Annotated in this window: 16 protein-coding genes; 4 read left to right on the plus strand and 12 right to left on the minus strand. The window is 51.3% G+C overall.

All coding sequences use genetic code 11. The annotated features are described in order from the left end of the window. Positions 1–72: 72 nt before the first annotated feature. Genes aroB through F552_RS0101115 form a run of 7 tightly spaced genes read right to left on the minus strand, consistent with a single transcriptional unit; the run spans position 73 to position 6586 of the window. Positions 73–1155, minus strand: coding sequence for a 3-dehydroquinate synthase (gene aroB, locus F552_RS0101085; protein WP_018149864.1), 1083 nt, complete (start codon positions 1153–1155; stop codon positions 73–75). Further along, positions 1148–1669 carry a shikimate kinase gene (locus F552_RS0101090; RefSeq protein ID WP_018149865.1) on the minus strand — a complete coding sequence of 174 codons (522 nt, stop codon included), beginning with the start codon at positions 1667–1669 and terminating at the stop codon, positions 1148–1150. Before F552_RS0101090 ends, aroB begins: the two co-directional genes overlap by 8 nt. A gap of 40 nt (positions 1670–1709) precedes the next feature. Further along, entirely contained in the window at positions 1710–3788 is a 2079-nt protein-coding gene (locus tag F552_RS0101095) for a type IV pilus secretin PilQ (protein WP_018149866.1), read from the minus strand. After that, positions 3788–4315: a pilus assembly protein PilP gene (locus tag F552_RS0101100; RefSeq protein WP_026182267.1), complete on the minus strand. Its 528-nt coding sequence runs from the start codon at positions 4313–4315 to the stop codon at positions 3788–3790. Before F552_RS0101100 ends, F552_RS0101095 begins: the two co-directional genes overlap by 1 nt. Before the next feature lie 2 nt (positions 4316–4317). Next, complete coding sequence (locus F552_RS0101105) at positions 4318–4941, minus strand: type IV pilus inner membrane component PilO (protein WP_245546634.1); 624 nt, start codon at positions 4939–4941, stop codon at positions 4318–4320. Continuing rightward, entirely contained in the window at positions 4938–5507 is a 570-nt protein-coding gene (locus F552_RS0101110; RefSeq protein ID WP_018149869.1) for a PilN domain-containing protein, read from the minus strand. Before F552_RS0101110 ends, F552_RS0101105 begins: the two co-directional genes overlap by 4 nt. After that, the gene (locus F552_RS0101115; RefSeq protein WP_245546635.1) at positions 5504–6586 is read right to left on the minus strand and encodes a pilus assembly protein PilM; all 1083 of its coding nucleotides are present in this window, start codon (positions 6584–6586) and stop codon (positions 5504–5506) included. The genes F552_RS0101110 and F552_RS0101115 overlap by 4 nt, the downstream gene beginning before the upstream one ends. Positions 6587–6764: 178 nt before the next feature. On the opposite strand from F552_RS0101115, the gene F552_RS0101120 reads away from it, so the two are divergent. Both F552_RS0101120 and F552_RS0101125 read left to right on the plus strand, forming a co-directional pair. Continuing rightward, entirely contained in the window at positions 6765–9053 is a 2289-nt protein-coding gene (locus F552_RS0101120; RefSeq protein WP_018149871.1) for a penicillin-binding protein 1A, read from the plus strand. A gap of 136 nt (positions 9054–9189) precedes the next feature. Beyond that, on the plus strand, positions 9190–9771 hold the full coding sequence (locus F552_RS0101125) for a hypothetical protein (protein WP_156802187.1): 582 nt from the start codon (positions 9190–9192) through the stop codon (positions 9769–9771). Positions 9772–9789: 18 nt separating this feature from the next. On the opposite strand, the gene dacB is transcribed toward F552_RS0101125, so the two are convergent. From dacB to hemE, 5 genes are all read right to left on the minus strand, one after another. Then, a complete protein-coding gene (dacB, locus tag F552_RS0101130; RefSeq protein ID WP_018149873.1) occupies positions 9790–11226 on the minus strand; it encodes a D-alanyl-D-alanine carboxypeptidase/D-alanyl-D-alanine endopeptidase in 1437 nt (478 codons plus the stop codon). 262 nt (positions 11227–11488) lie between these two features. Further along, on the minus strand, positions 11489–12184 hold the full coding sequence (locus tag F552_RS0101135; protein WP_018149874.1) for a response regulator transcription factor: 696 nt from the start codon (positions 12182–12184) through the stop codon (positions 11489–11491). A 93-nt stretch (positions 12185–12277) separates the two neighbouring features. Further along, positions 12278–14587 (minus strand): CHASE2 domain-containing protein, encoded by a 2310-nt coding sequence (locus F552_RS0101140; protein WP_018149875.1) that lies wholly within the window; start codon positions 14585–14587, stop codon positions 12278–12280. Positions 14588–14623: 36 nt separating this feature from the next. Further along, the gene (locus F552_RS0101145; RefSeq protein WP_026182270.1) at positions 14624–16816 is read right to left on the minus strand and encodes a primosomal protein N'; all 2193 of its coding nucleotides are present in this window, start codon (positions 16814–16816) and stop codon (positions 14624–14626) included. A 367-nt stretch (positions 16817–17183) separates the two neighbouring features. Next, on the minus strand, positions 17184–18251 hold the full coding sequence (gene hemE, locus F552_RS0101150) for a uroporphyrinogen decarboxylase (protein WP_026182271.1): 1068 nt from the start codon (positions 18249–18251) through the stop codon (positions 17184–17186). Positions 18252–18413: 162 nt separating this feature from the next. Between hemE and F552_RS0101155 the strand changes: the two genes are divergently transcribed. Further along, positions 18414–19727, plus strand: a complete 1314-nt coding sequence (locus tag F552_RS0101155; RefSeq protein WP_083917391.1) for a porin family protein — start codon at positions 18414–18416, stop codon at positions 19725–19727. 54 nt (positions 19728–19781) lie between these two features. Next, entirely contained in the window at positions 19782–20516 is a 735-nt protein-coding gene (locus tag F552_RS18165) for a FecR family protein (RefSeq protein ID WP_018149879.1), read from the plus strand. Positions 20517–20528: the final 12 nt, after the last annotated feature.

A 20528-nucleotide genomic window follows, 5' to 3' on the forward strand; every position in this document is an offset into this window, starting at 1 on the left:
GCTTGTTAAGTTTTGCCAATAAAAAACCTCGCCATGGCGAGGTTTTTTATTGGCTGCCGACTCAACCTAACATCAAGACAGCACCTTATTCAGAACATCAGATGAAACATCATCCGTAATAAAGGCATTTGCCAAACCACGCATCATGATAAAGCGGATGCGACCTGCATCATTCTTTTTATCTACCTGCATTAGTTCAATGTAACGGGCAACGCCTAGGGATGGAGCGGCCACTGGCAGGCCTGCAGCTTCCAGCAGACGCTTGATTCGCGCCAGTTCATCAGCCCTTAGTAAACCCATTTCCTGCGACGCCGCTGCAGCCAGCATCATACCCGCTGCGACTGCCTCACCATGCAGCCAGACACCATACCCCATACCCGCTTCAATGGCATGCCCAAATGTATGCCCAAGGTTTAACAGTGCCCGTACACCACCTTCTGTCTCGTCTGCTGCCACGATCCGGGCTTTATTCCGGCAACACCAGGCAACCGCCTCTGTCAGGGTTGCAATATCCCTCGACATCAGACGTGCCATGTTCTGTTCAAGCCATTCAAACAAGGGCAAGTCATCAATCAGACCATACTTGATCACTTCAGCCAGACCTGCAGAGAACTCTCTGTCTGGCAAGGTCATCAAGGTAGAAACATCCGCAACAACAGCCTTTGGCTGATAGAACGCGCCAATCATGTTCTTGCCAAGCGGGTGATTGATACCCGTTTTACCGCCAACCGAAGAATCCACCTGGGATAATAGCGTCGTCGGAATCTGGATAAACGGAATGCCCCGCATATAGGTTGCCGCCGCATACCCCGTCATATCCCCAACCACACCGCCACCCAAGGCAACCAGTGTCGTCTTGCGATCACACCGGGCCGCTAACAAGGCGCTGTAAATCAGATCCAGATGCTGTGAGTCTTTATATTGCTCACCATCGGGCAGCACCACATGCGTCACCTCCATCCCCATCGCTTGCAATGCCCGGAGAACGGCTTCCAGATACAAAGGCGCTACCGTCTCATTGGTCACAATCATGGCGTGCTTGCTTTTAAACTTGCCTTTCAGCAACACAGGCAACTGCGCCAGGAGATCTTTACCGATCAGAATGGGATAACTGCGTTCACCAAGATCAAGATGGAGAGAGATATGTTCAGTCATGAATCAATGCTTCAAGCTTGGGTTCAATATGAGAGAGTAAGGTTGCAACCGTTTGCCGGCTGGTATCAATGACCATATCAGCAACCTCACGATAGAGCGGATCGCGCACGTCAAACAACTGCTGGAGTTTTGCACGTGGATTCGCCGTTTGTAGCAATGGACGATTTTTATCGAGCTTGGTCCGCATGTACAAATCATCAACATTGGCCCGCAAATAAATCACCAAGCCGCGTTGCTTGAGGCATTGCCGATTCTCCGGGTTAAGAATCGCACCGCCGCCTGTTGCCAACACAATGTTATTCAGGCCTGACAGTTCAGCAATCATGTCCCGCTCGCGTTCCCGAAACTTTTCCTCGCCCTCAATCTCAAAGATTGTCGCGATCCGGACACCCGTCCGAGCCTCGATCTCATGATCAGAATCATAAAACTGCTTGTCAAAGCGCTTGGCCAAAGCACGCCCTACGGTCGTCTTGCCCGCACCCATCAAACCCACCAAAAAGAAATTGCCCGTCATGTCTAGTGCCATGACGGGCATTGTAACGGATTTAGTGCAATTAGCGTACAGCTAAGCGGTCATCCAGAATACGAGGGGTAATGAAAATCATCAATTCAGTTTTGGTATCCGTTTTGGACTTTGTCTTAAACAACCATCCGAACACAGGGATGTCACCAAGCACAGGGGTTTTGCTTATATCATTCCGATTAACTTCTTCATAAATACCACCAATAACAGTTGTATCTCCGTTAGCCAGCAGCGCCTGAGTTGTTACCTGATTGGTATTTACGATATAACCGGCATCAGTCAATGCACCAAGCGTATCTTTATTAACCACAATCACAAGACTGACACGGTTATCAGGGGTAATCTGTGGTGTCACATCAAGTGATAACACCACATCCTTAAAGGAAGTTGTACACGTTACAGTCGTACCTGTACTACATACTTTATAAGGCACCTGAAAGCCTTGCTTGATCGTAGCCTTTGCCTGATCCAGAGTGACGACTCTTGGAGAGCTGATAATTTTCCCTTTATTGTCTAGTTCTAGCGCTGACAGCGCCAAACTCAATACTTCACCGGTAGGGCTATGAGTTAATGACAGCAGGAAACTTGAACCGCCATCAGTAGATGACAAAGACGGGGCACTTCCCCCACCCAAACCAGAGCCAGAGCTTATTGTCGTATCCTTGCTACCCCACAACCCTCTAGAACCAGTTGAAGATGGTTTATAAGACAACGCACCGCCAATCTTCCCAGAAAAATCCTGATCCGCGATCACAATCCGGGCTTCAATCATTACCTGACGGGTTGGCACATCAATTTTCGTCAACAGATCTCGAAACTCCTCCAGCTTGGATGGGATTTCTTTGAGGAAAATCTGGTTGGTCCGTTCATCGACAATCACGCTTCCGCGCTTGGACAGAAATGGATACTTTTCGTCTTTCAAAAAGTCATACACTACCTTGGCTTTTTGATAATTGATCTGAAAAACCTCCGTCTTTAGCGGTTCCAACTCTGTAATGCTTTGTTGGGTTTCTAGCTCCAGTTTTTCTTTGGTAGCCAACTCTTCGCGCGGAGCAACCAGCACTACATTGCCTTTCTTGCGACTGTCCAGACCTTTGGCTTGCAGCACAATATCAAAAGCTTGGTCCCAAGGAACATCTTTCAAACGCAAGGTCAAATTGCCGGTGACGGTATCGCTGGTAATGATGTTCATACCAGTGAAATCCGCAAGAACAGCAATCACGGAACGAACATCCACATTCTGGAAGTTAAGTGACAGTTTCTCGCCCGAATAGACGCGTGCCTGGGTAGGCTTGCGGTCGCTAGAAGCTTCTTTCAGCTCAACCACCAGCTTGTTATCAGTCTGATAAGATGAGTATTCCCAGTTGCCTTTAGGCTCAATCGTGATGCGGGTATTTGCGCCCACGTCTTTGGCTTCGACAAACTGGACTGGCGTACCAAAATCAGTCACATCCATGCGGCGACGAAGATTTTCAGGCAGTTTACCTTTACTGATATCGACCACAAGTAACTTGCCCTGCTGCCGAATGTCAACACCTGCACTGCCACGGGCCAAATCAATAATCACACGCCCTTCGCCCTGTTGGCCCTTACGAAATTCGATATCCTGAATTGCATCTCCTGTAGTAACTGGAGCAGCACTAGTTACAGAAGGAACCACGGTAGCTGTTACCCCTGCAGTTGCAGCCGTTGACGCGGTTGTAGCTCCAACAGGTGCAAGGGACACTAATACATCCTGTCCATCTGTAGCAACTTCATAAGGTGCATTTTGCAAGAGACTCAGCACCAAGCGAGTACGCCCACCGACCTCAACCAAATTCACCGCACGCAAATTACCCTGCGGGGCTGGCTGGCTACTAACAGGCACACCATTCGCAACATCCGCAAAATCCAGAGCAATACGCGGTGGTGTCGCCACAGAAAACCCCGTCGGTTTTGTCGCAGGCTTTTGCAAGTGAATTTTAATCAGGGTTTTATCACCCGGCAGAGCAGAAACATTGATGCTTTCAATGGTATTGGACGCTGCCATTACCATGGACGAATAACACCCGACAGCCACCATGATCAGGCTTCTGAACGCCGAATATTTTTGCAGCGTACGGTTTATCATTATTTTCGCTCCTGCTCAACGAGTTTTAAACTGGCGCCGCGTTCAGACCAGTCTCCATTACTATCTTCAACAAGCTCTTTAATTAATAAGCCAGTATCATCAATACTGGTAATTACACCAAAATTCCGGCCGATATGATTGCCCGTTTTGGCTTTGAACAACTCACCACTGGGGGCTTTAATTAAAGCCAGCATGCCTTCTTTTTTATTGTTCAGCGTACCGACCATCAGCAACTTATCAAGATCAAACTCTTCCAGCGCTTCTTTTTTCCAGTTGGGATCTGGGGAGTTTGCGCCCTTGCCTTTTATCTGCTGAATTTTTGAGCTCGAAAATGGATCAACCATATCATAGGCTTGATACACAAAAGGTGTATATGGCTGAATCGCTGGCACCGGGTCAATATGACTGCGAAAAGAGGCCGTCTCATTTTTCATCCACTCATCCAAATCCTCTGTACCAGAACCTGAACAAGCAGATAACAATAGAGTTCCCGGAAGAATCAAGAGCGTCACGCCTAAATATCTCATGGCTATTTCTTCCCTTCCGGTTTAGCGGCATCCATTTCCTGCGCATCCAGGTAACGGAATGTTTTGGCTGTTGTCGACATTGACATGACACCATCTTTGCCGTTAGTAATTTCTATATTATTCAGGTTTACAATACGCGGTAGCTGGGCAATGTCACTGGCAAACTTGGCAAAATCATGATAAGCCCCACTGATCCTGATTTCGATAGGCAATTCGGCCATTTCATTCGTCTTGATTTCATTTGCAGCAGGCTTAAACAAAACGAAGGTTAGACCACGGCCAACACCAGCCTGGTTGATATCAGTCAGTAGCGCATCCATCTCAGACTTTTTGGGCAATTGTTTGAGGAGCTCCCCAAGAGAGGAACGAATCTCTTCCAGTTGCTGCTTATAGGCAGGCAAGTTCACTGCCTTGCGTTTACTGTCCAGATATTCGGTCTTTAAAGCTTCTTCTTTTTCTTTTGCAGCTGTATGCTCGTCTATCTGGCTTTGCCAGAACAGGAAATATGCAGCCGTCTGAATAAGCACAAAAATAATCACAAAGACAGCTATCTTTGCAGGGAAAGGCCATATGCCAATCTCTTTGATATCCAGATTTCTATATTCGTCTAGGTCGATTGCCATCATTTCCCCTTCAGAGCCGTCGTTTGATCATCTGGCTCTCGCTTGATCTCTGCAGACATAGAGAACTCGTTTAGCTTTGCATCCCCTGATTTCTTGATTTCAATCAGTCGCGGCGAAACAAGGAAAGTTGAGTTCTCAATATTCCGGATGAAAGTGGACACACGGGCGTTAGACTGCGTCATCCCGGACAGGTCAATCCTGTTGTCACTTTGTTTGACCGAGGTAAGATAAATACCTTCAGGCGTCAGTCGTGTCAGTTGATCAAGTAACTGAACAACTTCTGAACGGCTTATTTGCAGTTTTTCTACAACCTGCTTTCTTGCAAGCAAGGAGGCACGCTCCTGCTTCAGGCCATCGATGTCTTTGATTTGCTTTTTCAGCATATCAATATTCGATTGCAGGTAATCATTTCTACGATTCTGATTTGCAATCAGCTCATCCAGATACTGAAACCCGCCAAATGCAAATATTAATGCACCCAGCAATACAAAGGTTATGGCAACATAAAACTGCCGGACTTGTTGAGCCTTGCGCAGTTCTCTATGAGGGAGCAGGTTTAGTCTTATCATGATTCGAACTTGCGTAGTGCCAGACCACAGGCGATCAAGAGCGCTGGCGCGTCTTGCAGTAACTGCCTAGGTTTGATCCGACTGGGTTGAGACATGCCAAGGAAAGGGTTGGCAATCAGTGTACTGACTTGGGTTCTGTTCGCAACCACTTCATCCAGCCCGGGAATACTACCGCAACCGCCACCCAGCAAAATGAAGTCAACCTGATTAAACTGGGTAGATGCAAAAAAGAACTGCAGGGAACGACTGACTTCTTGCGCCAGTGACTCCATGAATGGTTTCAACACTTCAGGCTCATAAGCCTCAGGTAAACCACCGCTCTTTTTGGCAATTTCTGCTTCATCCGGAGACAGATTAAACCGCCGCTGGATATCCTGTGTCAGCTGATTGCCACCAAAGGCCTGCTCGCGCAAGAACACTTGCTGGCCATTCCTGAGCACCATGATGTGCATCATGGTGGCGCCCACATCGACAACGGCAATGGTCTGGTCTTGCCCAGCACCAGGCAGTTGTCGCTGAATCAGCTCGAAGGCAGCTTGCGTCGCAAATGACTCGACATCCATCACAAGCGTTTTCAAGCCACCGGCTTCGGCAACAGCGACTCTGTCTTCAACTTTTTCTTTTTTGGACGCCGCGATCAGCACCTCAACTTCTGAAGGTGTCGCCGGTGAAGGTCCAATGATCTGGAAATCCAGATTGACTTCTTCCAGCGCAAAGGGAATGTACTGGTTGGCTTCTGACTCAACCTGCATTTCCAGCTCGCGATCACGCAAGCCGGCTGGTACGGTAATCTTCTTGGTAATAACGGCACCTGAAGGCAGGGCCAGCGCCGCATTGCGGGTTCTGCAGCCCAGCTTTCGCCATGCGCGTTTGATCGCCTCACTGACCACATCAAAATTATTGATGTTACCGTCAGCCATTGCTTCTTTGGGGAGGGGTTCTATCACATAACGTTCAATCGCCAGATTTTTGCCATTTTTACTAAGTTCAACCATCTTGATGGCAGCGGTGCTAATATCAACACCGATTAACGGGGGCGATTTGGGCTTGAAAAAATCCATATTAATGCCATTCTTCAAGGTAAATTTCCTCGAACATTAAATGAGTTACACACATTTTGTGTGAATTTACATGAGATGCTAGCAGTACGAGAATGTCAAGTAAAGCATCCATGCAGACATCATGTGTAGAATCGCAACATAAATTACAAATTCGTTTTAAAATAAGCACTCATTCCAGCAGGATTAAGATACCGATATGTCTCGAAAATGGATTTTTTACCCGATTCTAGGTTTATTTACGTTATTCCTGATCGGTGTGGCTGTATTGGCAATTGCCATTATGCTTACCTACCCTCGCTTGCCAAGTGTACAAGGTTTACAAGACTATCGGCCAGTCATTCCGTTAAAGATTTATACCGCTGATGGCGTCCAGATTGGTGAATTTGGCCAAGAGCGCCGGGATTTCATCAAGATCCAGGACGTGCCGCTCAAAATGAAACAAGCCATCTTGTCTGCGGAAGACGAGCGTTTTTATGAACATAGTGGCGTAGATTATCAAGGCGTTCTACGCGCATTGCTCGCCAACGTCATGCAAGGGCATACCGTATCCGGTGCCAGTACCATCACCCAGCAGGTCGCCAAAAATTTTTTCCTTTCTCCGGAAAGAACATTTGAGCGCAAATTCAAGGAAGCGCTCCTTGCTTTCAAGATAGAACAAAATCTCAGCAAAGACCAAATTCTTGAGTTGTATATGAACCAGATCAATCTGGGACAGCGTGCTTACGGGTTTGGGGCAGCGGCAAAAACCTACTTTGGTAAACCGCTACAGAATCTCAGTATAGCCGAAATGGCCATTTTGGCCGGCTTGCCGAAGGCCCCTAGCAAATTCAATCCAGTCGTCAATCCTGAACGCGCCAAACTGCGCCAGCAATATGTATTACGCAGAATGCGGGAATTGAATTACATCACGGATGATGAATTACAAGCAGCAAAAATAGAACCACTACATGTGCAAAAGTCTGTTGCAGATTTCCCTGCCCATGGAGAGTATGTAGCCGAAATGGCGCGTCAGTTCATGTTTGACCAGTTCAAGGACTCGGCCTACACACAAGGCTTTAAAGTGTATACCACGGTTGAGAGTGACCACCTGGAAGCAGCGTATCTGGCGGTGAGACATGGACTGCTGGATTTTGACAAGCGTCATGGTTACCGCGGGGCAGAGTCGTACATCGATATCTCCTCTGACAGCTCGGAAGAGTTTCTGGATAGCGCTTTGATGGATGTAAAAGACAGCGGGGACATTTATCCGGCCGTTGTGCTTGAAGCAAGCACAAACAAGGTTGTCGCGTATCGCAAGGGCGGAGAAACGCTTGAGATTACCGGGAACGGACTGAGGTTTGCCAAGCAAATGCTCAGTAGCAAGGCCAACGAAGCGGTAAGAATCCGGCCAGGTGCTGTGATTCGTGTTTCTCGCACCAGTGCTGATAACTGGGAAATCGTACAGTTGCCGCAAATCGAATCGGCTTTTGTCTCGGCAGACCCGAATACCGGCGCCATCAAGGCCTTGATTGGTGGTTTTGACTTTAACCGCAATAATTTCAACCACAGCACCCAGGCATGGCGTCAACCCGGTTCCAGTTTCAAACCGTTTATTTATTCGGCCGCCATTGAAAAAGGCTTTACCGCGGCAACCGTGGTCAATGATGCACCTTTGGTGATCGACCAGGGCGGGCAACACTGGGAACCGAAAAACTCGGATGGCAAATTTGAAGGCCCCATGACCATCCGTAGAGCCTTGGCCAAATCCAAAAACCTGGTTTCCATTCGTTTGCTGCAGGCGATTACGCCTCAGTATGCACAAAGTTACATCCAGAAATTTGGCTTTGCCGCTGACCATCACCCGGCTTTCCTGACCATGGCACTGGGTGCAGGTACGGTTACCCCTTATCAGATGGCGGGGGCGTACAGCATATTTGCCAATGGCGGCTATAAGGTGCAAACCTACTTTATTGACCGGATTGAAGATGGCAAAGGGAAAGTCATCTTCCAGAGCAAGCCGTACAAAGCAGGCGTGAATGCACCGCTGGCGATTGACCCGCGTAATGCGTTCATCATGAACAGCATGATGGGTGACGTGGTGAGGTACGGTACCGCGGCTCGTGCAATGTCATTAGGCCGGCGCGACCTGGCAGGAAAAACAGGGACAACCAATGATGTGATGGATGCCTGGTTTGCCGGCTACTCGCAGCGTAACCTGGTAGGGGTTGTCTGGGTCGGGTATGACCAGCCCAAACCACTGGGAGGTCAGGAAACGGGCGGCCACGCAGCGTTGCCGATCTGGATGACTTATATGGGACATGTGCTGAAAGGCGTGCCGGAGCGTCCGCTGGATACCCCTCAAGGTGTAGTAAATAACGGTGGCGAGTATTTCTATGGCGAACACACCAATGTGGCCCCAGATCTGGGACTGGATAACAGTTCACCAGATGAGGCACCGGCCAGCTCCGCCACCAGCGTAGACTCCATCAAGGAAATGCTGTTTTAATGTTTTACTGAAATAGTATGCCGTTCATCCGCATGTCTTACCGACAGCATTTGCGGATGAGCGGTCATATTCTCCGGGCGTTAATCTGCCTTCCATACATTCGAACGCCTGCCGGTACATCATGACCAGAAAAAACGTGTCAAACCACCCAAACGGGCTGCAAATCCGTCAGCAAATTGCCAATCTGAGCGCGCGTTTGATGGTTGATGGTTACGAGAATGATTTGAATACGGCGTGTCGCAAGGCCGCAAAGCAACTGGGCATCACCGACAGCCGTCTATGGCCTGACAAGGAAATGCTAGCAGCAAGCCTTCATGAATACCGCGCTGTATTTGCACCGGAACACAGCCAGACGCAGCTGCAGCGGCTACAAAATGCGCAGGCTTTCATGATGACCATCGCCGATGTTGATCCTGTCGTGATTGGCGACATCTTGAACGGACAGGCCAGCGAACATTCTGCCATCGACATTGCCGTTGATATGGAGTTTGAAAAACAGCTGGTGTTTCACTTTACCAACCGTGATCTGCCTTATCGCTATCTGCCGGGCAAGCGAATCATCATGGCTGTAGAGACGGGGCAGGAAGAATACCTGATCCACCTGCAGTCCAGCCCGGCCATGCGGCAATTGCGGCAAGAAATTCCGACTAGAGATCAAGTCCTGAGCATGACAATCAAGCAACTGGAAGAGTACCTAACCAAAATGGCATCTTCCTGACGGTACTTGCATACACTACTACATGGTGTCGTACACGGATTTGACGACTTCATCCAGTACCAAGCCCCCCCGCTCTGCCGCTTTATGGTTAATGATGGCGGCAATCACCACCCAATGACCGGATCGGGTACGCACATATCCCGCTAATGCCCGGACATCATTCAGCGTCCCGGTTTTCAGGTGGGCATAACTGGCCAGTTCGTCGTTCGCAAATCGCTTCTTGACGGTGCCATCGACACCGGCAATCGGCAGAGAGGCCATGAACTCGGGCATGTAGGGTGACCTCCAGGCCTGCAGTAGCAGCTGCCCCAGATGGGCGGTACTGATCCGCTCCACACGTGAAAGACCTGCGCCATTTTCCAGCACCAGCTCGGGGAAGCTCAATTTTTGTCCGCTTAGCCAGACACGGATCGCTTCAATACTGGCAGCCAGCGGGTTGGTATTGAAACCGGCTTTACGCCCCAGTGCCAGAAACACCATTCTGGCCATCAGATTATTCGAGTACTTATTCACATCCTGAATGACATTGGAGAGACCCGCCGAGTTTTGGGACGCCAGCACACTACCATTTTCAGGAGAAATGGCGATGGGCCAGTTTTCTTGTTTTAACTGATTATCCAGCTTGGGCCAGAGCCCCCCAAGTTCGCGCCAGGTATCGCGAATGGAGGCAGCTGCAAACATGGGATGTGTACCGATGGCAGCATAGTAATTGGCCGACGGACATGCTTTGGGAAACTTCCCAGTAAACGTCAGTGTTTTTTGCTTGCCTTTGTCCTGCAACAAGACACTGACTTGTGATTTCCAGTCAGCACACGACCCACTTTCCATTGTCTTCAATTGGTTTACCAGCATCACGTCCGGCAACTGCGGATCGGCCAGTAAGGTAACGCGGTCTTCTGTGGGTGTGAGCTGGACACGCAACGTCTTGAAATTGATCACCAACGGGTCTGGCGACACATTATAGGGACGGTCCGCACTACCATCGAAAACGCCATCGTCCTCATTTCCAACCGGGAAATAACTGCGGTCCAGCTTTAACTCGCCGTTAATCTCACGGATACCCCGCTGACGCAGCTGACGCAGTAACAGCCACAGTTGCTCCTGAGTAAACTTGGGATCCCCTTGCGCCTTGATATAGATATCACCTTGCCAGACATCCTGCTCAAGGTGTCCCGCGGAAATCACCTGTGTTTGCCACTGATAGGCTGGCCCCAGAATTTCAAGGGCGGCATAGGTGGTTAACAGCTTCATGGTCGAGGCTGGATTGACCGGCATCTCGGCTCGAAATGCTAATGATGGGTTGTTCTCATCCACCGGTTGCACAAACAGGGATAAGGCACTATCCGGTAATCTGGCCGTTTTCAGCGCGTCAGCGACACTGGCGGGCAGATTGGCGGGGGCAGCCAGAACCGTTGAGCCATATATGGCCAGTACAAAAGCAACAGCTTTAAACACAATACACTTCCATTTCAAACACTTTAGCGTCCAGGCTGGGGATAACCGGTACGTATGGAAAATCAGGTAGCGCTGACAACCGGACATTTTTGGAAGAAACATCATTATTGCCATAGCAAAGTCGCAGATGCACCATTGCACAGGCACATGTCTGCAAAGAATGATGTAACACTATGCGAGGATCAGACCACGCATCTACGAGAGATCGCTGATCCTGCCTATTTTAACATCAAGCAACAGGCGAGCCAGCGGCAAAGGTGGATTATTCGTTGGCGGTAACTTGTTCTAACCGGTAGCCAAAACTATACACAGGGGTTAAGCGAAAGCCGTTTTCAGGCCTTAACTGCAGTTTGCTCCGGACCCGCGAGATATGGGTATCCATGGACCGGGAGTTGAGGTATTGCCCATGACCCCAGATAACCTCCTGGATGTGGCTGCGAGATAATAACCGACCCAGATTACGGAACAGCATCAAGGCCAGATCAAATTCTTTTTGCGTCAGCTCAATCGGATCGCCCTGCCGGGTCAGGCGGCGAGCAATGAGATCAAACTCGAAGGGCGCGACTTCGAAGCTCTCTGTCTCACGCTGATTGGGGTAGGCACGTCTTAACAATGCGGCTACCCGGGCAAGCAGTTCTGCCTTGCGTACAGGTTTGACCATATAATCATCCGCGCCTTCGTTAAGCCCGGAGACAACATCGGTTTCTTCGTGACGACAGGTGAGGAACATGATGGGCACTGGTGTATCCATATTGGCACGCACCCATTTCAGCACCTCAAATCCGGAGAGATCCGGTACTTCCCAGTCCAGCAGCAGTAAATCGTAGCTTTCTCGCTTTAACTCCTGAATGAGCCGCTTTCCTTCCTGAAAACCGCATGCGTTGTGGCCACCCTCATTCAAGGACTGGCAGACAAATTCACTGAGGCTGACATCGTCATCAAGTACTGCAATTCGCATCGGAATTCCCTGGGTTTTAAGCTTTCTGCTACTAGTCTACAAAATGATCAGATGAAATGCCATTTAAATAGTCACACGAACCGCAAATACAGGTCAGGTCATCAATAACGCAACCCTGATGATGGTGCCTTTCCCCGGCTGACTTTCTACTGTGACGCTCGCGCCATGCCGGTCCAGCACGGTTTTGACAAAAGCCAAGCCGAGCCCGATCCCTTCCGTCACGGGGTGCTCCGGTGACATGAACCGGGTAAACCGGTTAAACATGGCTGCTTGCTGTTCCGGTGTTACCCCATATCCCTGATCAATGACCTCACAGCACCAGTGCTGCGCATCCCGATAAAGATGACAACGCACCGCCGTGTGCATCGGGCTATATTTTATGGCATTGGAAATCAGGTTAATCATGACACGGGTTAGCATCCGACGATCGGCCAGCACCATCGCTTCATCTTGCAGCTCCGGATACACCAGCTTGATATGCCGGCTATTGGCCAGCGCCCACATCTCGTCCATGGCATCACAGACAATTTCCAGCAGGCTTTCTTCTTCGAAATGATAATGCTGTGCTTCGGCGCGCGCCAACTGCACAAAGTCATCCGCCAAACCGAGTGCACGCCGCGCGTATTGTTCGACCCTGGCCAGGAACTCGTCGGGCGGCAGGGCATTATTACTGCGTTGCATGTCGATCAGCGCCAGTATCGAGGCCTGCGGCGCACGCATGTCATGCGACAGGAACCGGAGTGCTTCGTCGCGTCCCTGCTCGGCTTGGCGCAAGGAGGAGATATCGATAATGGACACGATCCATCCGCTCAATTTGCGATGCACATTGACGAACGGGACACATTTGACCAGCAGGCGCTTGCCATCCGACCCGACTACCTCGATACCCTCTGGCGCAGCTGCAATGGCATGCGTATCCAGCAACCCCATCCAGGATTCCAGCTGATCTGCAATCTGCGGCTCGTAAGGCAAGAGTAACTGGGAGAGAAAGCGGCCATATAGTGGATCTTCCAATCCACCCGAGAAACGTCTTGCTGCAGCCTGATTCGCCACCACCACCCGACCCGAGGCATCGACAATCAATGCGGCATCCGGCGCACTATTGATGCCGTCGAACATGAACTGACGCCAGTCCGACATCTGATCTGCCACTTCCCGGATGCGGGCAATCCGTTCATCCAGCACTTTGGGCAGGGTCAAGGTAGTTTGCGGTGTCCCCCTTGGCAAAGGCTCCTGGCGGATTCTGTCAAATGTCTCCTGCATGTAGGCGAGGGCGGCTTCCAGGCGTCGCCAGCTCCATAATGGGTACGCCAGTACCAGCGAGATCACACAGGGCACAGGCGTCACCCAGATGCCAAACTGCATCAGCACCGCACTGGCGGCCAGTACGCCAGCCCCAAGGGTGACAAAAAGCAGAATGATGCGTCTCGCGGAAAAAAAGAAAATGCAAAAATACAGTATCAGCAGAGGAAACAGGTTGATGGACAGCTTGAGCAAAGTGCTTGCGTCCCGAATCGTGATGTTTTGCCTGAGGGCATCCATGGCGTTGGCCAGTACCTCAATGTCCGCCATACGTGTCGAGGACTCGTTCACCGGGACAGCATAATCGTCCCCCAGCCCTGTCACCGTTGCCCCCAGCAAGACATATTTGCGCTGAAAAATGGCCGCCGAGACTTTGCCTTGCAAAACATCGCTAAACGTCACTTCTGTAAAGTGCCCGCTTTTACCCGCGAAAGGAATATGGCGCAGATCATAGTTATGCGTTGCGACCTCCCGGTCGGTCATGTCAAGACGCGATGCGGCTGCCGGCTGTAACATGGCGATGGCACAATGCGGATTACGGCGCAGCGCATTGCCCTCTTGCAAGTAGAAGCTACGGACCATCGCATCAGATGACACGACAAAATCGAGATTACAGAGGCCGGCTGCCGCAGCCATGAGCGAAGGCTGCGGCAGCCATTTGTGTGTCATGCTGCCAGAAGGGAGGGCCAGATACGGCAATAGCACATTGCCTTGGCGAGACATCGTTTCTGCAAGAACGGGGATGCCGGGGTCGGACGCAGGCAGATCAATATTCAGCAACACGTTCTGCGCTTGTCCCAGCCGGGAAACGACTGTGGCGACTGACTCGCCATTCAAGGCGGTTGGTCCAAGCTTTGCCTGGCTTTGCGCATCAAATGTCACCAGCACGATATCCGGGTTTGCTGGCCGCACATAAGACTGCAGCATGACATCATAGACGATGTTATCCAGCCGTTGGGTCGCGGTATGCCCAAGCAATAACCACAAAGACAAACCCGTGACCAGCCCCATAGCGATCAGCCATTCGCGACCGATCACCCGCCAGCTTCGATACATGCGATCGAATAACTGTCTGATGAAGGGAAGATAGGCAGGCGTCATGCCAGACACTCGTTGTGCAAAGCCTGATTGTCGGGCCTAGACTTCAATCGGGTCAACCTCTAATGACCAATGAATGCCGTTTGACGGCAATTCATACAGCAAGTAGCTCCATCCGGACAAGAATCGCTGCAAGGCCGCCCGGGAATCCGACTGGAAAAGCAATTGGGCACGCTCTTTGCCATCGATGCGCGCCATCAGGGCTGGAACCGGATCAAAACAAGTCACCTCGGCCAGATGGGCTGGTACGGTCGACAACGCGGTCTGTCTTGCCTGGTGCAGCCATTGCATGGCCATCTCTATCCGTGGAGCTTCTGCCCGCAGCAGGGCCTGAAACGTGTATGGCGGAAATGCGCAATCTGCCCGTTCTTGCAGCAGCGATGTTGCATAACCTGCGTAATCATGGCGGATCAGCGCATCAAACACCGGGTGTTCCGGAAAAGCCGTTTGCACCAGTACCTGCCCGGGTTTGCCGGCACGTCCAGCCCGGCCAGACACCTGCATCAGTTGGGCAAACAGCCGTTCAGAGGCGCGGAAATCAGCCGCATACAGACTGGCATCGGCATTCACGACGCCTACCAGCGTCAGGTCTGGGAAGTCATGCCCTTTTGCCAGCATCTGCGTCCCTACCAGAATATCCACCTCACCTGCCGCAATGCGGGCCTGTGCCGCAGCCCAGCTCCCCTTGTGGCGCATGGCATCGCGGTCAATCCGCAAGATCCTGGCCGTCGGGAAATACTTTTCCAGAGAGTCTTCAAGGCGCTGCGTGCCCACGCCGATAGGTTTGATATCCTGATTGCCGCAGTCGGGGCATGCGAGCGGCGCAGGCTGGCCCCAGCCACAATGATGGCACACAAGGCGTTTCTGTTGCCGATGCAGCACCAGTCGGGCACTGCAGCGATCACAGCCTGCCTGCCAGCCGCAGGCATCACAGAAAATCACCGGCGCATAGCCGCGTCGGTTGATGAACAGCAGACTCTGCTCTTTACGATCGAGCGTGGCCTGAATGGCTGAGATCAACTCGCTGGAAAGCCCGTCCTCGGTATAGCGGCGGCGTGTATCCACCAGGGCAATGGTCGGCATGACAGCCGATGCGACCGCCCGTTGGGACAACGTATGCAGCCGATACTTGCCGGACAGCGTCTGGAACCAGCTTTCGAGTGAAGGCGTGGCCGACCCCAGTAATACCGGAGCCCCCACCAGCTTGCCACGCATCAGCGCGACGTGTTTGGCGGAGTACCGCAAGCCGTCCTGCTGCTTGTAGGCATTGTCATGCTCTTCATCAATGAGGATCAGGCCCAGCGCGGGCAGCGGCACAAACACCGACAAACGGGTCCCCAGCACAATGCTGCGCTCCCCGCGCCGGCAGGCCATCCACTCTCTGGCTCGTTCGGCGTCGCTGATCTCGCTGTGCAGCGACGTTAGACTGGCATGCGGAAAACGAGCCTTGAAACGCAATAACAGTTGTGGCGTCAGGTTGATTTCCGGCACCAGCACCAGCACCTGCTTGCCAGCCGCCAAGGCTTTCTCGACCAGACGCAGATAGACCTCCGTCTTGCCGCTCCCCGTCACGCCAAATAGCACACTCGCTTGCGGGTCCGACAAATCCACCGCCTCAACGATCCTGGCCTGCTCTTCCGTGAGATAAGGCTTGGGGCCAATCTGTGCATCGCACGGTACTCTCGTAATCGGTACCGACTCAATCCAGCCTGCCTCTGCCCATTTTTTAATCACCGAGGAAGCCTGACGCGAAATGGCATTCAGTATCTGCGGGGTAACAGGTTCGCTCATGGCATCGCGCAATGCGATCTGGGCTTTTGCACGTCCAGATAGTCCGCCTAGCGCATCTTTGCCTGAAGGCGTGAGCTGCCAGGCATAAGGCGCCTCATCCGCCCATGGGGCCAATTGCCGGAGTCGCGCCGGCAAAGCGGTAAAAATCGTCCCGCCGAGGGGGAATTGATAATACTGGCTACAAAATTTCAGCAACGCCAGCGTATCTGGCGTAAAAACCGGTTCCTCGTCCAGAACACGTAGCACAGGCTTTAGTTTTGCAAGCGGATAATCACTTTGGCTGGCGCAGTCGACAATCACGCCCATCCGCTCATGACGCCCGAACGGCACAATGACCCTTTTGCCAATATCCGCCTGCTTGACTTCTTCCATCACATAGTCGAAGGCTTTAGGGATAGGTACGTCTATTACAATCCGTGCTATCTGGAATTTAATTGACATAAAAAAGTTCAATCAAGCCGTCTTACCCTTGTCACAGTTAAAGTACTTTCTCAAGATTGCCGCTAAACCCCAATCAGACAAGCACTTTTTAGCCTTACCCACAGCTTCTGTGGATAACTTTGTGGAAAATTTATGCAAACAGGGCAAGAATGCAGTCTGCGCCTAGATAATTCACAAATTGCACAAACTTTAATCAATATTAAATATTTATATAAATCAAACACTTAAATCTAAAACACCGAGGGTGTTGCACATTTTCTGCAGCCATGGTAACGACAGCATGAAAATGTGCATAAGTACATTCACAAACTTCAAATCTGGAATTTACGCAAGTGTTTTCCAGAAAATTTTTGTGATTTTTTTCATGCTACTGATGAAAATCTTGACTCAATGAATGTACTGCTTCCACCAGCACGGCAACATGTTCCGGATTGGTGAACTGGGAAATACCATGTCCAAGATTGAACACATGCCCATTTCCATGACCAAATGCGCCCAGAATACGCCCTACCTCTTTCCGGATGGCGTCCGGACTGGCAAACAGCGCGGTCGGATCAAAGTTACCTTGCAACGCCACTTGCTGACCCACGCGCTGGCGGGCCAATCCGATATCGGTTGTCCAGTCCAGTCCCACCGCATCACAGCCGATGGCCGCAATATCCTCCAGCCACTGACCGCCGCCTTTGGTAAACACGATGACAGGAATCCGCTGACCATCTACCTCACGCGTCAGACCAGAGACGACTTCTGCCAGGTAACGCAGTGAAAACTCCTGATACGCCGCGTGGCTCAGCATGCCACCCCAAGTATCAAACAGCTGCACGGCTTGCGCACCGGCAGCAATCTGCGCATTCAGATACGCCGTCACCGCCTTGGCGTTGACAGACAGAATGTGGTGCAACAGTTCCGGGCGGCTGTATAGCATGGTTTTGGTAATCGGGAATCCGTCGCTGCCACCACCCTCAACCATATAGCAAGCCAACGTAAAGGGACTACCGGAAAAACCGATTAAGGGCACTCGGCCCTGCAGTGCACGGCGGATTTCCCGCACGGCATCCATCACGTACTTTAGCTCGCCTTCCGGGTCAGGTACGGCTAGTTTCATGATATCCGCCTCTTCACGCAACGGACGCTCAAACTTCGGCCCTTCCCCTTCCGAGAAGTACAAGCCCAGTCCCATTGCATCCGGCACGGTTAAAATATCAGAAAACAGAATGGCGGCATCCAGCGGAAAACGCTCCAGCGGCTGTAGCGTGACTTCAGTTGCCAACGTCGGGTTTTTACAAAGATTCAGAAATGAGCCTGCTTGCTTCCGGGTTGCGCAATACTCCGGCAGGTAACGCCCGGCCTGCCGCATCAACCAGACAGGTGTCTTGTCCACGGGCTGGCGGAGTAAAGCACGAAGAAAACGGTCATTCTGGAGAGGGGTAGTCATTGCAATCGCCTAATCTGTTTTGAACAGTGCCGATTATACAGTGAACATGTCCGCTTGCCGCTTGATTCAACACAGAAAACCATGGCTGTACCCATGACTTTCCCATGATATTTACGTATCATTACTGGCAAATCAAGCAGACCCATCTCCAAGGCTGACAAAATGAAAGTTCCCTACGTCATGAGTGCATTGGCACTCGCCATCGCGCTACTTGGACAATCCGCCTGTGCAGGCGATATGTCCACACTACTGCAGTCCGCTAAAACGCAACCGGCGGATGAAGCCTATCAATTGCTATCTGCGGAAGAAGCACAATTTGCAGGTGAACCAGACTTCGACTATGCCCTTGGGGTAGCGGCACTAGAAAGTGGCCACTACACCGCGGCCAGCTTTGCGCTGGAACGCGTCGTCGCAAACGAACCGGACAATGCAGCCGCCTATCTGGATCTTGGCCGGGCCTACTATGGCATGGGTGATCTGGACGCTGCCAAAACGGCCTTTGACGAGGTAGCCTCCCATAATCCGCCAGAAGCGGTACGCAAGCTGCTGCAAAGCTACCAAGGACAACTCACACCACCTGCCAGCAGCGAACTGAAGGCAATGATCTATATCGGGACGGGGCATGACAGCAATGCCAATGGCGGATTAAGCCAAGACATCTATACATTCCCCGCAGCACCTGCTCTCCCAGTCACAATGCCGTCAACAGCATTGGCCAAGTCCGACAATTACGCTTTTGCAGGAGCGCAGCTCTCTTACCGGACAGTGATCAGTAATGGCCTCGTTCTGGACGCCAGCCTGAATGCGGCAGGCAAATCCTTTGATCAGCTAGACACTCAGGACAGTCATACCATCGGACTCGGTGGTGGCCTGACCTGGCAAACGGGAGATAACCGGCTACGGCTTGGCGTCAATACCAGCAAAGAGTGGCTGAACCATCAACACTACGTCACTACGGATGGCGCACGGATCGACTGGTCCCACCTGCTGGATAGCCAAAGCGAAATCTCCTTGTATGGCAACTACAACCGGTATGACTACACCTCATCCGGGAGTGATGTTCATCGTGTGACATTAGGCAGCCGTTTCATGCAAAGCTTTGAGGATCTGCCTTACAAACCACTCTTGCAAAGCGGTTTCTATGCAGGCAAAACCCTGACAGATGCTGGAACACCTGACTATGTCGGTAACCGGTTCTTCGGTTTCATGCTGGGTGGCATCTGGCATACCAGCGAGCAAACCGACATTTACCTCTCCGGTGCTTATGAGAGACGCATCTATTCGGCCGATACACCCGCCTATCTGGCTCGGCGAAAAGACAATCAATGGGATATCCGGCTAGGCATGAACTACCGCTTTTACCCACGCTTCACGTTGACCCCGCAAATCAGCTGGACCCGCAATGGCAGTAATCAGGATATCAGCCAATACCAGCGCACCAGGTTTGATCTGACGTTAAAGTATGATTTCCAGTAATCGCCCGGCATGCCGGCAACAGGAAGCAAAATCATGATCTACACAGGATACACAATGCGACAACTTCGTTTCTGGGCAACCAATCTGACTGGTCTGTTATTACTTTTGTGCTCTCTGCAGCTATGGGCTGCTGCCGGCAAGGTCGAGTTTGTCTCTGGCAGTGTCGTTGCCATCAGCAATGCAGGCACCCGCCCCCTGCAAAAAGGCAGTGATGTGAATGCCAGCGATCTGATCGATACCCAAGCCAGTGGCCGGGCACAAATCCGTTTTTCCGACGGAGCCTATCTGTCACTGGCACCCAATACAAAATTCCGGATCGACCGCTACAAATTTAACGGGAGCAACGACGGAGAAGAAACCGGTTTCTTCAGTTTGCTTAAAGGCAGCTTCAGAACGATTTCCGGTCTGATCGGCAAAGGCAAGAAAGAAGCGTATCAAGTCACCACCCAGACGGCCACCATCGGGATTCGTGGGACCGAATACACGGCGGAAGAAAACAATGGTCTGAAAGTGATGGTACACAAAGGAGCGGTACTGGTCACCAATGATGCCGGTAGTACGCTGGTCCCTGCAGGAACGCAGATTTTTGTACCGGCCAAAAACAAACCGGCGCAAATTATCAAGAGCGGCACCACTGCAAGCGGACCTTTAAAAACACCATCAACATTGACGGGGCTGCCAGATACAGGTCTTGAAGGCCAGACAGGACCATGTATTGAAACAACGGCAAGTGTTGGCTATCCATCTACCCCTGCGAGCGTTACTGCACGCTCCTGTAATCAGTTCTAAAAAACCAAACCG

It is taken from the genome of Leeia oryzae DSM 17879, from assembly GCF_000376945.1.
In the GTDB taxonomy this organism is placed as follows: Bacteria; Pseudomonadota; Gammaproteobacteria; order Burkholderiales; family Leeiaceae; genus Leeia; species Leeia oryzae.